The organism is Flavobacterium terrae, assembly GCF_900142035.1.
In the GTDB taxonomy this organism is placed as follows: domain Bacteria; phylum Bacteroidota; class Bacteroidia; order Flavobacteriales; family Flavobacteriaceae; genus Flavobacterium; species Flavobacterium terrae.
Genome location: NZ_FQZI01000003.1, coordinates 390,523 through 406,803 on the forward strand (window position 1 = coordinate 390,523; position 16,281 = coordinate 406,803).

The 16,281-nt window shown below is 30.7% G+C and carries 19 protein-coding genes; 11 read left to right on the forward strand and 8 right to left on the reverse strand.

The window, feature by feature from the left end; all coding sequences use genetic code 11:
• The first annotated feature begins 3 nt into the window (after positions 1 to 3).
• The gene (locus BUC09_RS09740) at positions 4 to 324 is read left to right on the forward strand and encodes a carboxypeptidase-like regulatory domain-containing protein (protein WP_073311020.1); all 321 of its coding nucleotides are present in this window, start codon (positions 4 to 6) and stop codon (positions 322 to 324) included.
• 31 nt (positions 325 to 355) lie between these two features.
• Here the strand turns inward: BUC09_RS09740 and BUC09_RS09745 are convergent, their stop codons facing one another.
• The 3 genes from BUC09_RS09745 to ychF all read right to left on the reverse strand — a co-directional run bounded on the left by BUC09_RS09745 (position 356) and on the right by ychF (position 2,812).
• On the reverse strand, positions 356 to 877 hold the full coding sequence (locus BUC09_RS09745) for an NADPH-dependent FMN reductase (protein WP_073311022.1): 522 nt from the start codon (positions 875 to 877) through the stop codon (positions 356 to 358).
• A 69-nt stretch (positions 878 to 946) separates the two neighbouring features.
• A complete protein-coding gene (locus BUC09_RS09750; RefSeq protein ID WP_200778484.1) occupies positions 947 to 1,624 on the reverse strand; it encodes a TIGR02117 family protein in 678 nt (225 codons plus the stop codon).
• 93 nt (positions 1,625 to 1,717) lie between these two features.
• Entirely contained in the window at positions 1,718 to 2,812 is a 1,095-nt protein-coding gene (ychF, locus tag BUC09_RS09755; RefSeq protein WP_073311024.1) for a redox-regulated ATPase YchF, read from the reverse strand.
• Positions 2,813 to 2,944: 132 nt separating this feature from the next.
• On the opposite strand from ychF, the gene BUC09_RS09760 reads away from it, so the two are divergent.
• Positions 2,945 to 3,478 (forward strand): hypothetical protein, encoded by a 534-nt coding sequence (locus BUC09_RS09760; RefSeq protein ID WP_073311026.1) that lies wholly within the window; start codon positions 2,945 to 2,947, stop codon positions 3,476 to 3,478.
• Positions 3,479 to 3,549: 71 nt separating this feature from the next.
• On the opposite strand, the gene BUC09_RS09765 is transcribed toward BUC09_RS09760, so the two are convergent.
• Together BUC09_RS09765 and BUC09_RS09770 are read right to left on the reverse strand one after the other, a co-directional pair.
• The gene (locus BUC09_RS09765; RefSeq protein WP_073311028.1) at positions 3,550 to 4,725 is read right to left on the reverse strand and encodes a hypothetical protein; all 1,176 of its coding nucleotides are present in this window, start codon (positions 4,723 to 4,725) and stop codon (positions 3,550 to 3,552) included.
• 75 nt (positions 4,726 to 4,800) lie between these two features.
• On the reverse strand, positions 4,801 to 5,151 hold the full coding sequence (locus BUC09_RS09770) for a 4Fe-4S dicluster domain-containing protein (RefSeq protein WP_073311030.1): 351 nt from the start codon (positions 5,149 to 5,151) through the stop codon (positions 4,801 to 4,803).
• A gap of 152 nt (positions 5,152 to 5,303) precedes the next feature.
• Here BUC09_RS09770 and BUC09_RS09775 point away from each other — a divergent pair, with 152 nt between their 5' ends.
• The 6 genes from BUC09_RS09775 (at position 5,304) to BUC09_RS09800 (ending at position 10,113) form a co-directional block, all read left to right on the forward strand.
• Positions 5,304 to 6,362 carry an acyl-CoA reductase gene (locus BUC09_RS09775; RefSeq protein ID WP_073311032.1) on the forward strand — a complete coding sequence of 353 codons (1,059 nt, stop codon included), beginning with the start codon at positions 5,304 to 5,306 and terminating at the stop codon, positions 6,360 to 6,362.
• A 123-nt stretch (positions 6,363 to 6,485) separates the two neighbouring features.
• Positions 6,486 to 7,556: a 3-phosphoserine/phosphohydroxythreonine transaminase gene (gene serC / locus BUC09_RS09780; RefSeq protein WP_073311337.1), complete on the forward strand. Its 1,071-nt coding sequence runs from the start codon at positions 6,486 to 6,488 to the stop codon at positions 7,554 to 7,556.
• Between the two features lie 110 nt (positions 7,557 to 7,666).
• Complete coding sequence (locus BUC09_RS09785) at positions 7,667 to 8,626, forward strand: D-2-hydroxyacid dehydrogenase (RefSeq protein ID WP_073311034.1); 960 nt, start codon at positions 7,667 to 7,669, stop codon at positions 8,624 to 8,626.
• A 47-nt stretch (positions 8,627 to 8,673) separates the two neighbouring features.
• The gene (locus tag BUC09_RS09790) at positions 8,674 to 9,315 is read left to right on the forward strand and encodes a DUF937 domain-containing protein (protein ID WP_073311036.1); all 642 of its coding nucleotides are present in this window, start codon (positions 8,674 to 8,676) and stop codon (positions 9,313 to 9,315) included.
• A 46-nt stretch (positions 9,316 to 9,361) separates the two neighbouring features.
• Positions 9,362 to 9,790 carry a DUF6146 family protein gene (locus BUC09_RS09795; RefSeq protein ID WP_073311038.1) on the forward strand — a complete coding sequence of 143 codons (429 nt, stop codon included), beginning with the start codon at positions 9,362 to 9,364 and terminating at the stop codon, positions 9,788 to 9,790.
• Between the two features lie 17 nt (positions 9,791 to 9,807).
• Positions 9,808 to 10,113 (forward strand): DUF6787 family protein, encoded by a 306-nt coding sequence (locus BUC09_RS09800; RefSeq protein ID WP_073311040.1) that lies wholly within the window; start codon positions 9,808 to 9,810, stop codon positions 10,111 to 10,113.
• A 31-nt stretch (positions 10,114 to 10,144) separates the two neighbouring features.
• On the opposite strand, the gene BUC09_RS09805 is transcribed toward BUC09_RS09800, so the two are convergent.
• Positions 10,145 to 10,450: a hypothetical protein gene (locus BUC09_RS09805; protein WP_073311042.1), complete on the reverse strand. Its 306-nt coding sequence runs from the start codon at positions 10,448 to 10,450 to the stop codon at positions 10,145 to 10,147.
• Positions 10,451 to 10,497: 47 nt separating this feature from the next.
• Positions 10,498 to 11,070 carry a peptide-methionine (S)-S-oxide reductase MsrA gene (msrA, locus tag BUC09_RS09810; protein WP_234972541.1) on the reverse strand — a complete coding sequence of 191 codons (573 nt, stop codon included), beginning with the start codon at positions 11,068 to 11,070 and terminating at the stop codon, positions 10,498 to 10,500.
• A gap of 176 nt (positions 11,071 to 11,246) precedes the next feature.
• On the opposite strand from msrA, the gene BUC09_RS09815 reads away from it, so the two are divergent.
• The 3 genes from BUC09_RS09815 to BUC09_RS09825 all read left to right on the forward strand — a co-directional run bounded on the left by BUC09_RS09815 (position 11,247) and on the right by BUC09_RS09825 (position 15,082).
• The gene (locus BUC09_RS09815; RefSeq protein ID WP_073311044.1) at positions 11,247 to 11,933 is read left to right on the forward strand and encodes an ABC transporter ATP-binding protein; all 687 of its coding nucleotides are present in this window, start codon (positions 11,247 to 11,249) and stop codon (positions 11,931 to 11,933) included.
• 4 nt (positions 11,934 to 11,937) lie between these two features.
• Entirely contained in the window at positions 11,938 to 12,702 is a 765-nt protein-coding gene (locus tag BUC09_RS09820) for a TIGR02757 family protein (protein WP_073311046.1), read from the forward strand.
• Positions 12,703 to 12,784: 82 nt separating this feature from the next.
• Positions 12,785 to 15,082 (forward strand): GAF domain-containing protein, encoded by a 2,298-nt coding sequence (locus BUC09_RS09825; RefSeq protein WP_073311048.1) that lies wholly within the window; start codon positions 12,785 to 12,787, stop codon positions 15,080 to 15,082.
• Here the strand turns inward: BUC09_RS09825 and BUC09_RS09830 are convergent.
• The gene (locus BUC09_RS09830; RefSeq protein WP_073311050.1) at positions 15,079 to 16,269 is read right to left on the reverse strand and encodes a Pycsar system effector family protein; all 1,191 of its coding nucleotides are present in this window, start codon (positions 16,267 to 16,269) and stop codon (positions 15,079 to 15,081) included. The two genes, BUC09_RS09825 and BUC09_RS09830, sit on opposite strands and share 4 nt — an antisense overlap.
• Between the last annotated feature and the right edge of the window lie 12 nt (positions 16,270 to 16,281).

Below are 16,281 nucleotides of genomic sequence, written 5' to 3' on the forward strand. Positions count from 1 at the left end.
AAAATGAAAAAAATAATATTTCTTTTTCTCTTTTTCACAGGAATTAGTTCTTGCTATTCTCAAATAAAAATTACTGGATTTGTACATGATGAGAATAACAAACCATTGTCTGATGTATACATATATGAAAAAGGTACTACTAAAACAATCAAATCTGACAAAGACGGTAAGTTTAGCGTAGAAGTAACAAAACTTGTTGACAATAAATATCTAATAGAGTTTTCTATTGAGGGCTATTACATTACTCAAGTATCTGGAACAAAAGATGAAACCATACTTGATGTAGAGATTGGTAGAAAGGATGAAAAATTAAAAAAACAATAGAATAAAAAGCCGCTTTAAAGCGGCTTTTTATTTATAATGATGAAATAATATTTTTTAGCTGAGTATCAAATTCAGGATTAGAAATTTTCATATTTTCAAAATCAAAATTATCATTAAAACTTGGTAATGAAAAAGTTCCTTTAATATCTGCACCAAAACGAGGAAATGCATTTTTAGCGATTTCAAGAACAGTTGCTCCTCCTCTACCACCTGGTGAAGTAGCCATTAACAACATTGGTTTTTGATGAAAAACTTCTTTTGCTTGTCTTGATGCCCAATCTAATAAGTTTTTAAATGCCGCAGAATAGTTTCCATTATTTTCTGCTAATGAAACAACAAGAAAATCAGCTGAAGCGATTTTATCTAAAAAATCTTTGGCCAATTGAGGTTGCCCTATTTCTTTTTCTAAATCAACACTAAACAATGGTAGTGCAAAATCATTTAAATCGAGAACTTCTGCTGAGGCCTCTTTAAATAAACTTGAAGCATAAGTTGCTAGTTTTTTATTAATTGAGTTTTTACTATTACTTCCTCCAAAGGCTATTATTTTCATATTTTGTAAATTTATTTACAAGGTAAAAAAAATGCGAGATAAATTAAGCCAAAATAAAAACTATTACAATTAATAATGACAAAGTATTCCTGTATCAGTCGCTGTCCATAATGCCGCTTTTTGATTTCCCGCTTTTAAAACATTATTTGCCCAAGTGTTACATGTATGAAATAAACTATAACTCCCTTTTGCTTCATAAAACGCGTCATTTTTTCCATACACTGCATCAGTATCGATTTTTATAAAATCATCTGAAGTATGCTGAAAAGAATCAATTATAAAATCAACTAGATTCATATACTCTGTTTCCGAAACCAATAAAAGTTTGCAATTTGAATTTTCTTTAAGGCTCTTATAAAATGTAGCATGAATTGCCGATGTACTTAATCCTGAAGCTGCTTTAAAGGCAGTTGAAAATTTCAAATCATCCCAGGTTGGTGTTTCTAGATAAAATCCTTTATCACCCCATCCAAAAGCAACCAATTGAGCTGTTGAGTCTTTGGCAATCGTGTTTTCGAATTTTATTTTTTGACTCCAATCATGCAAATCATTTTTGACAGGAAGAACTATATCTGTATGAACTCCATTGGAAAGTATATATACCGGAATCGTTTTACCTTCTGTGGTAACATTAGAATTCACTGGAATCATAGGTAAAAAAAAGACACATAAAACATAGATCAATAGAAACCCTACGAAACCTAGTACCAGTTTTATAGAAAATTTTACAACTTTTTTGATATTCATAGGAATAATTTTCAAGATGAAAATCAAAAATTAAGCCAAAAAGAAAGCGAAACCTTGAGGTTTCGCTTAAACATTTATATATCAAATGATTAATTAAACATTAAATCTAAAGTGCATCACATCACCATCTTTAACAATGTATTCTTTTCCTTCTACACGAAGTTTTCCAGCTTCTTTTACTTTAGCCTCAGAACCATAATTTGAATAATCATCAAAAGCAATAACTTCTGCACGGATAAATCCTTTTTCAAAGTCTGTGTGAATTACTCCAGCAGCTTTTGGTGCGGTATCTCCAATATTGATAGTCCAAGCACGAACTTCTTTTACACCGGCAGTAAAGTAAGTTTGTAGATTTAATAATTTATAAGCTGCACGAATCAAAACTGAAGAACCTGGTTCAGACAACCCCATGTCTTGTAAAAACATTTGGCGCTCTTCATAGCTTTCTAATTCAGTTATATCAGCCTCAGCTCCAACAGAAAGCACAATTACTTCTGCCTTTTCATCTTTAACTAATTCACGAACTTGATCCACATATTTGTTTCCATTTACTGCAGAACCCTCATCAACATTACAAACGTATAAAACTGGTTTTGTAGTAATTAATTGAAAGCTTTCCATCAACTCTTCCTCATCTTGATTTTGAGGTTGAACTGTTCTTGCAGATTTTGCTTGCATTAAAGCATCTTTAATTCTATTTAATAATGATTGTTCTGCTTGAGCTTCTTTATTTCCAGTTTTTGCAGCACGATTTACTTTTTCTAAACGTTTTTCAATCGTTTCTAAATCTTTTAACTGTAATTCAATATCAATAGTTTCTTTATCACGAATAGGATTAACATTCCCATCAACGTGAACAATGTTGTCATTATCAAAACAACGTAAAACGTGAATAATTGCATTACACTCGCGAATATTTCCTAAGAATTGATTTCCTAATCCTTCTCCTTTACTAGCTCCTTTTACCAATCCAGCAATGTCTACAATATCTACTGTAGCCATTTGTACACGCTCTGGCTTTACTAATTCTTCTAAACGATTAATACGAGGATCTGGTACATTTACAACACCTATATTAGGCTCGATAGTACAAAATGGAAAATTTGCACTTTGAGCTTTAGCATTTGATAAACAATTAAAAAGAGTCGATTTTCCTACATTAGGTAATCCTACAATTCCTGCTTTCATTATTTTGATTTTTAAAAGTGTGCAAATATAAGATTTATAAATCTTATTATTAATTTAATTTTCTGCACATAATATTTTGTAAATTTATATTTATTAAAATATTGAAAATCAAATAAATAAAAACAAAACATCATGAAAAAACTAATTTTATTCGCTATTATAATAGCAACAAACGGTATTTTAGCGCAAAACACAAACGTTCAATCAGAAGTTACTACAACTGTTAGAACAATCAAAGATTCTGACGGAGAGAAAAAAGTAGTTAAAAATGAAGTTACAAAAGAGATCCAAAAAATTGAAGTTGGAGATGAAAAAGCAAATTCAAAAGACATGGAAGTTGTAGATACTCCTGTTCAAGTTATTAAATCTACAGAAGTTATTAATCCTGATGGATCAAGAAGAACAGTTCATATTGACAGATCTGCTACTTATGAATCTGAAGGTAAAACTCTAAAACTAGAACTAGATGCGCAGGGCTATAAATTAATTGGCAAAGAAGGTAAACCTTCACAATTATTGCGAAAAACTTCAACCAATGCCTATTTTTATGTTACAAAAGATAAAACTGCAATAGCTTATTTTGATACAACTGGAAATCTTGTCTTAGAGTGGTATGATTCAAAAACTGACTCAGCTACAACCTCGATATTTAAAAAAGTACAATAAAAAAATTATAAATCTTTTATCAGTATAATAAATTAAAAAGCCTGTTCACTTGAACAGGCTTTTTAATTTATTTAATTTTCGGTATAACCAATGTTTGATAGACGCTCAATAACTTCTTTTTCTTCCTTAGTAGAGATAAAACCAGATTCTACATCCCAATAATTATTAAAATACTTTGTCTTTTTACTTATCAAAGATTTATCCTTAAAGATATTATGCTCATTATACTTGAAAAGCTTTTTATCATAATTTGTAATAACCATATGATTATTAACTTCTACTCTATTATTTTTTTTCTTGTATCTTTTTTCAAATCCAATAACTTCTTTAGAATTTGCTAAATAATAAAGACTACCATCTGTTTTGAAGGTGTTTTTATATTCTAATTTAAAAATTTTACTACTTTTTAAAAAAGACTGTCTTAGTTCTCCCAATCTTGATTCTGCAACCATTGAACCTGTCTCCATTATAATCATTTTGTTTCTATCATAAACTATTTTATAATTTGACAAAACACCGTTGGCTTCTTCAAGTGGTGTAATATTAATAACTAAATAATCCTCATTACTATTATATGACATAACTTGAAACTCATATCTTTTTTTTGCACTAGATTCCAAAACTTCATCTAAATACTTAAATTGATAATAATTTTGAATGATATCGTTTAAATCATAACCTAAAAGCTCATTTTTAATATCAATTTCTAGTAAACCAATCGCTCTATTTTGCTCAACCAAAATATCAGTTTTGATATTTTTAGAGTCTCCAAATATTTGAAAATTAATTAGTCCGTCATTAAAAAAAACTATTTTGTTATTTTTTTTGTAAAACTCTCTCAGATAAACCTTTAAATTCACTGGAATAGTTATTTTTTCCAATGAATTTTTAACCAGTTTTTTTAAAATATCTTGAGGATGATCACTAGTCAAAATAATCTCATCTAGTTTTTTAGTATTACTTTCTAAATAAACCTCGTTTACTTTTTTATTTAATTCGGAAAACTTAACAATATAGGTTTTATAAAGAGAATGCTCAAACTGTAAGTCTGAAGCTTTACTTAAATTAATAAAAGCCTCTCCATCTTTGTTTGTTAAAAAACCTTGATTATTCTTTTTTGAAGTAATAGTTGCTTCTTCAATTGGTAAACCTGTTTCAATATCTTTAACTATAACTACAAATTCAAGATTTTGAGAAAAAGCACTAATGCTTAGAAAAAATAAAATAAAAGATAAAAATTTCTTCATCAATGTTGATTTGTATCAAATTTATAAATAAAAAGAGGACTTTTGAAAAAGTCCTCTTTTTATTTATTCATGCTATTATTCGTTATGTAAAAAAGATTGTCTGTTCAATAACGTTTCTTCATCTTCAACATGATTATCATCTGGAACACAACAATCTACAGGACATACTGCTGCACATTGTGGTTCTTCGTGAAATCCTTTACATTCAGTACATTTTCCTGGAACAATATAGTATATATCATCAGAAACTGGAGTTTGAGCAGCGTCGGCATCTACTTCTGTTCCATCTGGTAAAATAATTTTCCCACTTAACCTTGTACCATCTTTCCAGCGCCAGTCATCTGCACCTTCATAAATTGCAGTATTTGGACATTCTGGTTCACAAGCCCCACAATTAATACATTCGTCTGTTATTATAATTGCCATTTTATATTTTGCTTTATGCTGTGAGCTATGTGCCGTCAGCAGTTAAAATAATTTAAAAGTAAAAAGCTTATAGCATATTGCATACGGCTTAACGCTAAATAACTTATTTTTGTGCAAAATTACAACGTAAACCACACATAAGCAAAAAACAAATGCTACAAAAAGACAAAATAAATGCTTTTATTGAATTAGGAAAGTTTTTGAGTCAATTTCAACGCAATAAAAGTGAAAAAATTGAAGGTGTAAAATTAAACGAATTGTACTATGATCGTTTTATTAGTTTAATAGAACTTTCTCAATCCCATAATGGTTGGTTTACCCCTGAACAAGTTTACTTTTCTATTAATTCATGGGCAGCAGCGTTGACTGAAGATAACCTAAACAAATGGATTTCTTCATATGATTTCTCAAAAGTAAACACAAAAACAATTGGTTTAATTCTTGCGGGAAATATTCCACTAGTAGGATTTCATGATTTTTTATCAGTACTAATCTCTGGACACAAAGTTTTAGTAAAATCTTCTTCTAACGATCAGCATCTATTACCATTTCTCGCAAACTATTTAATTGAAATAGCACCTGATTTAAAAGATTACATCACATTTACCGAAGGTAAACTTGAAAATTTTGATGCTGTTATTGCTACAGGAAGTAACAATACTGCTCGCTACTTTGAATATTATTTTAAAGACAAACCGAGTATTATACGTAAAAACAGAAATTCTGTTGCTGTATTAAATGGAAAAGAAACTACTGAAGATTTAGTCAATTTAGGCGAAGATATTTTCCGTTATTTTGGATTAGGATGCCGAAACGTTTCTAAACTTTTTGTTCCTGAAGGGTATGATTTCAAAAATTTCTTTGAAGCTATTTTTGAATATCAAGACATTATTAAATATGAGAAATACGCAAACAACTATGACTATAACAAAGCTGTTTTCTTGATGAGTTTGTTTCAGTTATTAGATAATGGATTCTTGACTATAAAAGAAGATGCTAGTTATGCTTCACCCATTTCTTCTGTATTTTATGAATTCTATAAGGACATTAAAGATATTGAGTCCCGATTGATTAATGATAAAGATTCCATACAATGTATTGTATCCAATAATTTGGTTTCAAATAGCATTCCATTTGGACAAACACAAAAACCAAAGCTTTGGGATTATGCTGACAACATAGATACATTAGACTTTTTGTTACAATTATAAAGTACGAAAACGTTTTCGTTAATAAACTAAAGCCTAATGTTAACAACAATTAGGCTTTTTTGTTATCTATTTCACGAAATTTGTGAAGATTTTAAAAAATCCAATAAACAACACAATAAAAAAATGAAAAAACACAATTACAGCGCCGGTCCATGTATTTTACCACAGGAAGTTTTTGATAAGTCAGCACAAGCAGTGTTGAACTTTAATGGAATGGATTTATCCATTCTTGAAATCTCCCATCGTAGTAAGGAATTTGTATCGGTGATGGAAGAAGCTAGAGCTCTTGTTTTAGAACTTTTAGGTTTAGAAGGCAAAGGATATCAAGCTCTTTTTTTACATGGAGGAGCTAGTTTAGAATTCCTTATGGTTCCTTATAACTTAATGAAAGAAAATGGTAAAGCTGCTTATCTTGATACTGGTACTTGGGCAAGTGGTGCAATTAAAGAAGCTAAACATTTTGGAGAAACAGTTGTTGTTGCATCTTCAAAAGCAGATAATTACAACTATATTCCTAAAGGATATCAAGTACCTGAAGATGCAAATTATTTTCATTGTACAAGCAACAATACTATTTTTGGAACTCAAATGAAATCATTTCCAGAACTGAATATTCCAATTGTTTGTGATATGAGTTCTGATATATTTTCTAGAACATTAGATTTTTCAAAATTTGACTTAATATATGCTGGAGCTCAAAAAAATATGGGACCCGCAGGAGCTACTTTAGTGGTCGTTAAAGAAGAAATTTTAGGAAAAACCGGTAGATACATTCCTTCTATGCTAGATTACCAACAGCATATCGCTAAAGAAAGCATGTACAATACTCCACCAGTGTTTCCGGTATATGCTTCTTTACTAACATTACAATGGTTAAAAAATCTAGGAGGTATCAAAGCTATTGAAAAAGTCAATGAAGCAAAAGCAAATTTACTGTACACCGAAATTGATAGAAATCCTTTGTTTAAAGGAACTGCTGCGTCAGAAGATAGAAGTATTATGAATGCTACTTTTGTTCTAAATGATGAAAATCATACTGAAATTTTTGATAAACTTTGGAAAGAAGCTGGAATCTCCGGATTAACTGGCCATCGTTCAGTTGGTGGATATCGTGCTTCAATGTACAATGCCTTACCACTTAAAAGTGTTCAAGTTTTAGTAGATGTAATGAAAGAATTAGAAAATAAGATATAAATAGCCCCGATGGAAGTGGCATCCTTTTTATTACGTCATTGAGGCTCTCGAAATGACCCATAAAAAGATACAACGAACAGCGGGATTAGCTCCAAAATAAAATAAACACAATGAAAATTTTAGCAAACGACGGGATTTCAAAAAGTGGAATTGCACATTTAGAAAATGCCGGATTTGAAGTTATTACAACAAAAGTGGCTCAAGAACAAGTAGCCAATTATATAAACACGCATCAGGTTGCTGTTCTTTTAGTGAGAAGTGCAACTAAAGTTCGTAAAGACATTATTGATGCATGTCCATCCTTAAAGATTATTGGCCGTGGTGGTGTTGGCATGGATAATATTGATGTTGATTATGCTATATCTAAAGATATACAGGTAATTAACACCCCTGCTTCTTCTTCAAATTCTGTAGCCGAACTAGTTTTTGCACACTTATTTAGTGGTGTTCGTTTTTTACACGATTCTAACAGAAATATGCCGCTTGAAGGTGACAGTAATTTTGATGGGTTGAAAAAAGCCTATGCAAATGGTATAGAGCTAAGAGGTAAAACGATTGGAATTATTGGTTTTGGTAGAATTGGTCAAGCAGTTGCTAAAATGGCTTTAGGATTAGGCATGAAAGTAATCGCTTCAGATAGTTTTGTGGGTAAAGCAATGATTAGAGTTGAATTCTACAACGATCAATTTATAGATCTTGAAATCGCCACAGAACCTGTTGAAGAATTACTAAAACATTCTGATTTTATTACTCTTCATGTACCTTCTCAAGATGGGTATTTAATTTCTAAGAAGGAATTTGATGTAATGAGAGATGGTGTTGGAATCATCAACTGTTCTAGAGGAGGAATTATTAATGAAGTTGATTTAATTGAAGCTTTAGATTCAAAAAAAGTAGCTTTTGCAGGCCTTGACGTTTTTCAAGATGAACCCACACCAGCTGTACAAATTTTAATGCACCCTCAAATATCTTTAACTCCGCATATTGGAGCAGCCACTGTTGAGGCACAAGATAGAATTGGAACAGAATTAGCTGAGCAAATTATAACATTATTGAAACACGAAATCTAAAATTATTTCTTACATTTATGTATTACTAACTTAAATAACAAGAAATTATGGCTGGATTAATGGACCTATTAAATAGTGATTTGGGTAAGCAAATCATATCAAGTGTGGGGCAACAAGCAGGCACCACAGAAGGTGAAACATCATCTGTATTGAGTTCTGCCTTACCTACATTAATAAATGCGATGCAAAACAATGCTTCTTCAGAGCAAGGAGCTGGTGGTCTATTGGGAGCTCTTTTAGGTGGTAAGCATAATGGAAGTCTACTAGATAATCTAGGTGGCCTAATGGGCAGTGGAGGTATTGATACTGAAGATGGAGGAAAAATATTAGGTCATGTCTTAGGAGGAAACCAAGCAAATGTTGAAAATTCTTTAAGTCAAAATACTGGGGTTAGCTCTGATAAAATTAGTATGATTTTAAAAATAGCTGCACCAATTTTAATGGCTTATTTAGCAAATAAAGCTCGAACTAGTAATGTACAAAGTGGTTCAGATTTAGGAGGTCTTCTTGGAAGTCTTTTAGGCGGAGGCCAGACACAACAAGCGCAAGCTCCATCAATGGGTGGTTCAATACTAACTTCTGTTTTAGATCAAGATGGTGACGGTCAATTGGGAGTTGGTGATGCTGTTGCTGCGGTAACAAAAAAAGGAGGCATAGGAGGATTACTCGGAAAACTATTTGGAAAATAAAGATAACCAAACCACGCTTTTTAGCGTGGTTTTAATTTTTAATACAATGAAACAGTTTATGTTATTTCTTTTAGTTTTTGGAACTATCATTAGCTGCAAAACAAAAAGTATTTCAAATCCTAGTTCAATTTCTAACTCTGTGAAAGGAGATACTGTAACAATTGCTAACAAAGATTTAGAATACGAAGTAACAATTATTGATCCAGGATTTACAAGTTGGCTAAATAGTAGAGCCTTTCAGAGGGGGTATCACTCTGAATCTTATTTGGAAAACAAAAATCAATGGTATGTTTCTGAGTGGAACAGAAGAGTACTTCAACCACAACGATATGATCCCAGTTTATATGAAATGCAAATCAATTATGATCCAAGTATCCATTATGGTTATGAAGTAAATTATCTTATTTATAACTATATGATATATTTCCAAAATAAATACAAACAAAAGCTCCTTAGTATTGTTCCTCCAAGGTAATTTTTTATATTTGTTACATGAACAAATTAAAACAACGCTGGGGAATTACATCTAATTGGCAACTAGTCGTAATTTTTATTGTTTTTGCCATTAATGGTTCATTATCTGCTAAAATCTCAGATTATTTGATGGGTCTTTTAGGGCTTACAAAAGAAAACCTACATTGGATTCCCTACTACATAATTCTTTTAGTACTTGTATTGCCTTTATATCCTTTTATGCTTATGGCATTTGGCTACTTATTTGGACAATCAGGTTTCTTTTTTCCTTTTGCTAAAAAAATGCTTAAATCTATTGGTTTAGGATTTATTTTTAAAGCATAAAAAAATCCCGATAAATCGGGACTTTTAAATATTACTTATTTTTCTTTTCTTGAAAATACTCATATAGCCACGTAATGGTGAAGGTTGGAATAAAATCTAAACCAGGTGTTATTTCTTCTATAAAAGCAATAACGCCACTTACCTTTCCTACTGTTCCTTTGTACATCATAGAAATTGCAAAAGCAGCAATGGGAGCCCAAATAATGTCTGTAGCTTCAGCCAATACTGGAACTGCATAAGACAACATTCCAATAGCGTCAAAAAGTAAACCTATAATAAGTTTTCCAGTGGTTGCTTGTGGCTTTTGTTTTAATTCAACTTGTAAATCTTTTGTCATTTTTAAATTAAAATTAGTTTAAATAGTAACAACAAATCTGATGCCAATTATTTTTTTAATTTTTCCTTAAATTGTTTCTTAACCTTTTCTACCTTAGGAGTTATCACATAATAACAATACGATTGCTCTTTGTTTTGGTTGTAATAGTTTTGATGATAATACTCGGCAACAAAAAATTGAGTAGCATCACTAACTTTTGTGACAACATTTTTACCAAATGTATTTTCAGTATTTAATACATTTATGTAATTAGTTGCTAATTCTTTTTGTTCTTGGTTTGTAACAAATATTTCACTTCTGTACTGAGTACCCACATCATTACCTTGTCTGTTTAAAGTAGTAGGATCATGAGTAGCAAAAAAAACTTCTAATAATTCACCATAGCTTATTTTACTCATATCAAAAACAATCCTTATGGCTTCGGCATGACCGGTTAAACCTGTACATATCTCTTTATATGTGGGGTTATTTGTTTTTCCCCCTATATAACCTGGTTCAACACTTTCTACACCGTCCAACTGCAAAAAAACCGCTTCTGTACACCAAAAACATCCACCAGCAAAGATGGCTATATCCTTTCCTTTATCTAAATTCATTTGTTTATTTTCAATATTAGGCATTGTCTTATCTTTTGATTCACAATTCAAACTTAAAAATGACAAAAAAAGAGCAACAACTGTTTTCATAATTATAATGCTTACTCAAATTTAATGAAAAGAGAAACCTAATAAAACAACTTAACAAAACTTTATTTGATGTTCAACAAATTCTTTGTTTCTTTGTGAAAACTGATAGTATGATTACAGCTAAAAACATCCATAAATTTTATGAAAAACTTCATGTATTAAAAGGAGTAAATTTACATATTAAAAAAGGTGAAATAGTTTCTATTGTTGGTGCTTCGGGTGCTGGAAAAACAACTTTATTACAATTGTTAGGCACTTTAGATACTCCTAAATTATCTACAGGCTCAGACATACAAATTAATGGCGAAAGCATATTAAAAATGAACGATGCAACAGTTTCTAAATTTAGAAACCTGAATTTAGGATTTATTTTCCAATTCCATCAATTACTACCAGAATTTACTGCTTTAGAAAATGTTTGTATTCCAGCATTTATTGCAAACAAACCAAAAAATGAAACTGAGACTGAAGCAGAAAGACTTTTGACCTATTTAGGACTTAAAGAAAGAATGCACCACAAACCAAGTGAACTTTCGGGAGGAGAACAGCAAAGAGTTGCCGTAGCAAGAGCTTTAATAAACAGACCCGCAGTAATTTTTGCCGATGAACCATGTGGAAATCTTGATTCACATACAGCTGAAAACTTACATCAACTTTTCTTTAAACTTAGAGATGAATTTGGTCAAACATTTGTTATTGTAACTCACAATGAACAACTTGCAAATATGGCTGATCGAAAACTAGTAATGGTTGATGGCCGTATTAAAGACGAAATTATAAATAGTACATCTGTTTAATATAATGACTCATTTAGAGCTAAAAGAATTTCTTGACGAAAAAGTAGATTTATACAACAATCCAAATTTCATCGAGAGTGATCCTATACAAATACCTCATCAATTTACATTAAAAGAAGATATTGAAATTGCTGGTTTTTTAGCCTCAGTAATCGCATGGGGTAATCGCAAAATGATCATTAAAAATGCTCAAAAAATGATGGAACTCATGGGAAATACTCCTTATGATTTTGTTATGTCGCATACTGAAAACAACCTTGAAAAGATTGAAAGTTTTGTACACAGAACATTCAACAGTCAAGATTTGATTGTTTTTATTAAAGGACTTCAAAATATTTACATTAAACACAAAGGATTAGAAACTGTTTTTGCAAACCATATTTCTAATAATTCAACACAAGAGTCAATTGCAAATTTCAAAAATACGTTCTTCGAAATTCCTCATCTTCAAAGAACAGAAAAACATTTACCTAATCCCTTAGTTGGTTCAGCAGCAAAAAGAATCAATATGTATCTAAGATGGATGGTTAGAAACGATAACAAAGGTGTTGACTTTGGAATATGGAAAAACATATCATCTTCTGCCCTATCATGCCCGTTAGATGTACACTCAGGAAATGTTGCTCGAAAATTAGGATTACTCACTCGTAAACAAAACGATGCTAAAGCATTACTAGAGTTAGATACAAATCTAAGAAATCTTGACCCTAATGATCCTGTAAAATATGATTTTGCATTATTTGGATTAGGTGTTTTCGAAAATTTTTAACTAATCATAGTTAAGAGAAACTTAAATTCAAATTTCTAATACATGCTTATTTAGTACCTTTGAGGTAGTTTTATCAAAAAGCATGAATTTTAGTGAATTCCCTGACAATCCGTTTCAAATAAAAATTTCTTTTCATAAAGTGCTTGAAGCTTTAGAAGAAATTGCTAATTCTGATGTTGATTATCGTTCTAACTATGCTAAGGCATTATTGGAAAAAACAGCACCTTTTCCAGAATTAAGAGATGGCATTACGAGTATGCGACAAATAGATGATAATGCAGTGCTTATTAATCATTTGTTGGCCGATTTGTTCCCAACTGCTTTAACAAACAACGAAATAAAAGCCGTAACCATACCTTTTGTAAACATCACTTTCAATTATACTGAAAGATTTAAAAAAATACTAAAAGATGCTGGAACCGATTTTGATATGAATATTCGTGATTTTGATGAAAATCAATTTTACATTATGTGTTGTTGTCTTATAATCAACATGAGATACAATCAAAATTTTGACTTCAGCAAACCATTATTTTACGATATTCCGGATGCTCAAGGAATTATGAAGCATTATCGCATTCTATATAATGCTGATTTTCTAGAGATATTACCTACTGAAAAATCAATTCCAATAACTCAAGAGGATATTGATTTATTAATGGATAGTTTTGATAACATCGATATCTGGAAAGAAAAATTCCCAGTTGACAGTTGGATACTTAAAGGTTTTGGAATAGTTGTTCTTTTTGACGCTACCACTGAAAATGCTGTTTCTAATCTTAAAAGCACATTATTAAAAGTAAATAATGAAGATGAAGATTTTAATGAAATTTTGAAAGGAATACTAAAATCTATATATAAAATAAAAGATTTACACATTGGCTATACTTCTTTTGCTCAGGATGAAATAAAATTCAGCTCGATGGAGAAAGAAAAGAAAGTGGAGAGTTACTTACTCTGTGGCAATACAGAAATAAAATGCCAAAAAGCGTTAAGTACTAATTTTTACCAATCGTTAATAGAAGAAAAAAAGTATGTGGCCATTTCTAATGTGAATAAATTTGCAATGATTGAAGAAAACGCTTTTTTCGGAAATCACTTGCTTTCACAAAATGTCATGAGTTGTGTATTTGCACCTGTTGTAAAAGATGGAAATTTATTAGGAGTAATTGAATTGGTCTCTTCTAAAGTAGGTGAATTGAACAGTTTGAATGCACACAAGTTGGATATTGTCATGGCTTTTATTGTTGACACAATTGATCGTTATAATTCAGAAGTTGAAAATAAAATTGAGGCTGTCATTCAAAAAGAATATACTACAATACATCCAAGTGTTTATTGGAAGTTTCAAAAAGAAGCCCGTAAATACATTGTAAACGAACACTCAAATCCTGAATACGCATTCAAGGAAATTGTTTTTAAAGATGTGTATCCTTTATATGGACAAATAGACATCAAAGAATCTTCGGATACTAGAAACAGAGCGGCGCAAGATGATATTAAAAATCAGTTAAGTACTTTAATAATTATAATTGAATACTTATGTCAAAGAACAAAACTTCCTATACTAGAACAACGAAAATTTGAGTTAGAAAGTTATCTTAATGATTTATTCACCAACTTAAAAGCAGATACTGAACAACAAATTCAACGTTACATTGAAACAGAAATACATCCTATTCTAAAAAATGAAAGTCAAGAAACTATTATTGAGGATTATTTCAATAGAATTGATGAAAATACTGGGACTTTTTATCAAGAAAGAAAAAAATTCGATGCCACTCTTGCTGCCATTAATAAAAAAATGAGCATCGTAATTGATAACAAACAAAAAGAAGCACAAGATATTTTTCCGCATTATTTCGAACGTTTCAATACAGATGGTGTAGAACATAATTTATACATTGGAAACTCTATAGCGCCTAATGCTAGTTTCAATCTAAATTATCTATACAACATGCGCTTATGGCAGCTTCAGGTTTTGGCTGAAATGGAGAAAGAGCATTATTTATTGAAAGATTCTTTACCATATCAATTAGAAGTTACGTCATTAATACTTGTATTTAGTTCACCTATTACCATTCGTTTCCGTATGGATGAAAAACGTTTTGATGTAGACGGTTCGTACAATGCTCGATACGAAGTAGTCAAAAAACGTATTGACAAAGCTTTAGAAAAAAACACAAATAAACGCATTACTGAAAAAGGTAAGATTACAATTGTTTATTCACATTCTGATGAAGAAAAAGAATACAAAAAGTATATCGAATACCTTCAGTTTCAAAAAGTATTGGAACCTACTGTAGAGTTTCTTGAAGTAGAAGATTTACAAGGTGTTTCTGGATTAAAAGCAATACGTGTTAAAGTGTTACTAAACTAAATACCAGAAGTTTTAAAAGCCCATACAAAAGCAAAAACAGAACAAATAATACCTATCATGAAAACTGTGTAAGTGATACGCAGTAATTTGTATTTACGGTTTAAAACTAATCCGAGGTAATATAAATCTTTAATCATGGAATTGTATAAATATTCCCTGTCTTTCATCAATTCGTTTACTGCCCATTGGTATTCTTCCAGAGGCATTTTATAGAAGTTTCCAAAGAATAAAAGATTTACTTTTTTATCTTCAATATCTTGTCTCGTAAATGTACCACTAGTCACTTTTGGCCTTGTCGACATGATGGCAAAAATGATGGATATTACACTAAACATCAACAAAATAAAAGTTGGAACAATCAAATGTACATTCCCAGGGCTATCCAGTTTTGGTATCAAAGTAGACAACGCAATAGAAATAATAATTGCATTTACAGAAAGAAGAATATTTGCTTTGCTATCTGCTATTTCACTCAACCTTGTATGATTATTAAGCGTGGTTCTAAACATGGTATCTATTCCTCTTTCAGGACGCTCTAGTTTTTCCATTTTCTTTTTTTTGATTTTGCTTTTTGAAATATTTTCAGAACTATCAGACAATTTTTGAATCTCTTTATTCAACAAAATAATGTTTTTATCTTTTACTGCTTGCCAGTTATTTTTAGCAAAGTCCGTAAAATACCTATGACAATTAGTTAAAATTCTTCTATTCTCGGTCATCCATTCCAAATCACTAAAAGATTTGTTTTGAGTTAACCTCCATTCTTCACGCAATAATTCACATGTTGCTAAATAATCATCACTAGCAAAATGACTATAATCAGCATCTTTCATGATTTTCTCTAAAAGGGTTTTAGGTTCATAGTTAACCTCCGTTGCTAGGATTAATGAAGTTACTTTATCTATAAAGTCCTTATCTTTATTAGTATCTAAAAGATATTGTTTGGCTATTTCGGCACTTACCTGTTCATGATTTACTGAACCTTTTGTATATCCAACATCATGAAACCAAGATGCTACTAATATTGCTTCTTCATCAATAGTATCAACTTTCTCGTTCTGAATGAGTTTTTTAGCAGCTGTGACAACTTTTTGGGTGTGGTTAAAATTATGATAAGTATATAGATTAGAAAGATTATCTTTGAATAAGTTGAAAACAAAGTCTTCTGCGTGTTGAATAAAATTCATACAATGATCATT

Bases quoted from the DNA above. Each gene is read 5' to 3' on its own strand.
- BUC09_RS09740 (WP_073311020.1), top strand. From the start codon at position 4: ATGAAAAAAATAATATTTCTTTTTCTCTTTTTCACAGGAATTAGTTCT.
- BUC09_RS09745 (WP_073311022.1), bottom strand. From the start codon at position 877: ATGAAAATAATAGCCTTTGGAGGAAGTAATAGTAAAAACTCAATTAAT.
- BUC09_RS09750 (WP_200778484.1), bottom strand. From the start codon at position 1,624: ATGAATATCAAAAAAGTTGTAAAATTTTCTATAAAACTGGTACTAGGT.
- ychF (WP_073311024.1), bottom strand. From the start codon at position 2,812: ATGAAAGCAGGAATTGTAGGATTACCTAATGTAGGAAAATCGACTCTT.
- BUC09_RS09760 (WP_073311026.1), top strand. From the start codon at position 2,945: ATGAAAAAACTAATTTTATTCGCTATTATAATAGCAACAAACGGTATT.
- BUC09_RS09765 (WP_073311028.1), bottom strand. From the start codon at position 4,725: ATGAAGAAATTTTTATCTTTTATTTTATTTTTTCTAAGCATTAGTGCT.
- BUC09_RS09770 (WP_073311030.1), bottom strand. From the start codon at position 5,151: ATGGCAATTATAATAACAGACGAATGTATTAATTGTGGGGCTTGTGAA.
- BUC09_RS09775 (WP_073311032.1), top strand. From the start codon at position 5,304: ATGCTACAAAAAGACAAAATAAATGCTTTTATTGAATTAGGAAAGTTT.
- serC (WP_073311337.1), top strand. From the start codon at position 6,486: ATGAAAAAACACAATTACAGCGCCGGTCCATGTATTTTACCACAGGAA.
- BUC09_RS09785 (WP_073311034.1), top strand. From the start codon at position 7,667: ATGAAAATTTTAGCAAACGACGGGATTTCAAAAAGTGGAATTGCACAT.
- BUC09_RS09790 (WP_073311036.1), top strand. From the start codon at position 8,674: ATGGCTGGATTAATGGACCTATTAAATAGTGATTTGGGTAAGCAAATC.
- BUC09_RS09795 (WP_073311038.1), top strand. From the start codon at position 9,362: ATGAAACAGTTTATGTTATTTCTTTTAGTTTTTGGAACTATCATTAGC.
- BUC09_RS09800 (WP_073311040.1), top strand. From the start codon at position 9,808: ATGAACAAATTAAAACAACGCTGGGGAATTACATCTAATTGGCAACTA.
- BUC09_RS09805 (WP_073311042.1), bottom strand. From the start codon at position 10,450: ATGACAAAAGATTTACAAGTTGAATTAAAACAAAAGCCACAAGCAACC.
- msrA (WP_234972541.1), bottom strand. From the start codon at position 11,070: ATGCCTAATATTGAAAATAAACAAATGAATTTAGATAAAGGAAAGGAT.
- BUC09_RS09815 (WP_073311044.1), top strand. From the start codon at position 11,247: ATGATTACAGCTAAAAACATCCATAAATTTTATGAAAAACTTCATGTA.
- BUC09_RS09820 (WP_073311046.1), top strand. From the start codon at position 11,938: ATGACTCATTTAGAGCTAAAAGAATTTCTTGACGAAAAAGTAGATTTA.
- BUC09_RS09825 (WP_073311048.1), top strand. From the start codon at position 12,785: ATGAATTTTAGTGAATTCCCTGACAATCCGTTTCAAATAAAAATTTCT.
- BUC09_RS09830 (WP_073311050.1), bottom strand. From the start codon at position 16,269: ATGAATTTTATTCAACACGCAGAAGACTTTGTTTTCAACTTATTCAAA.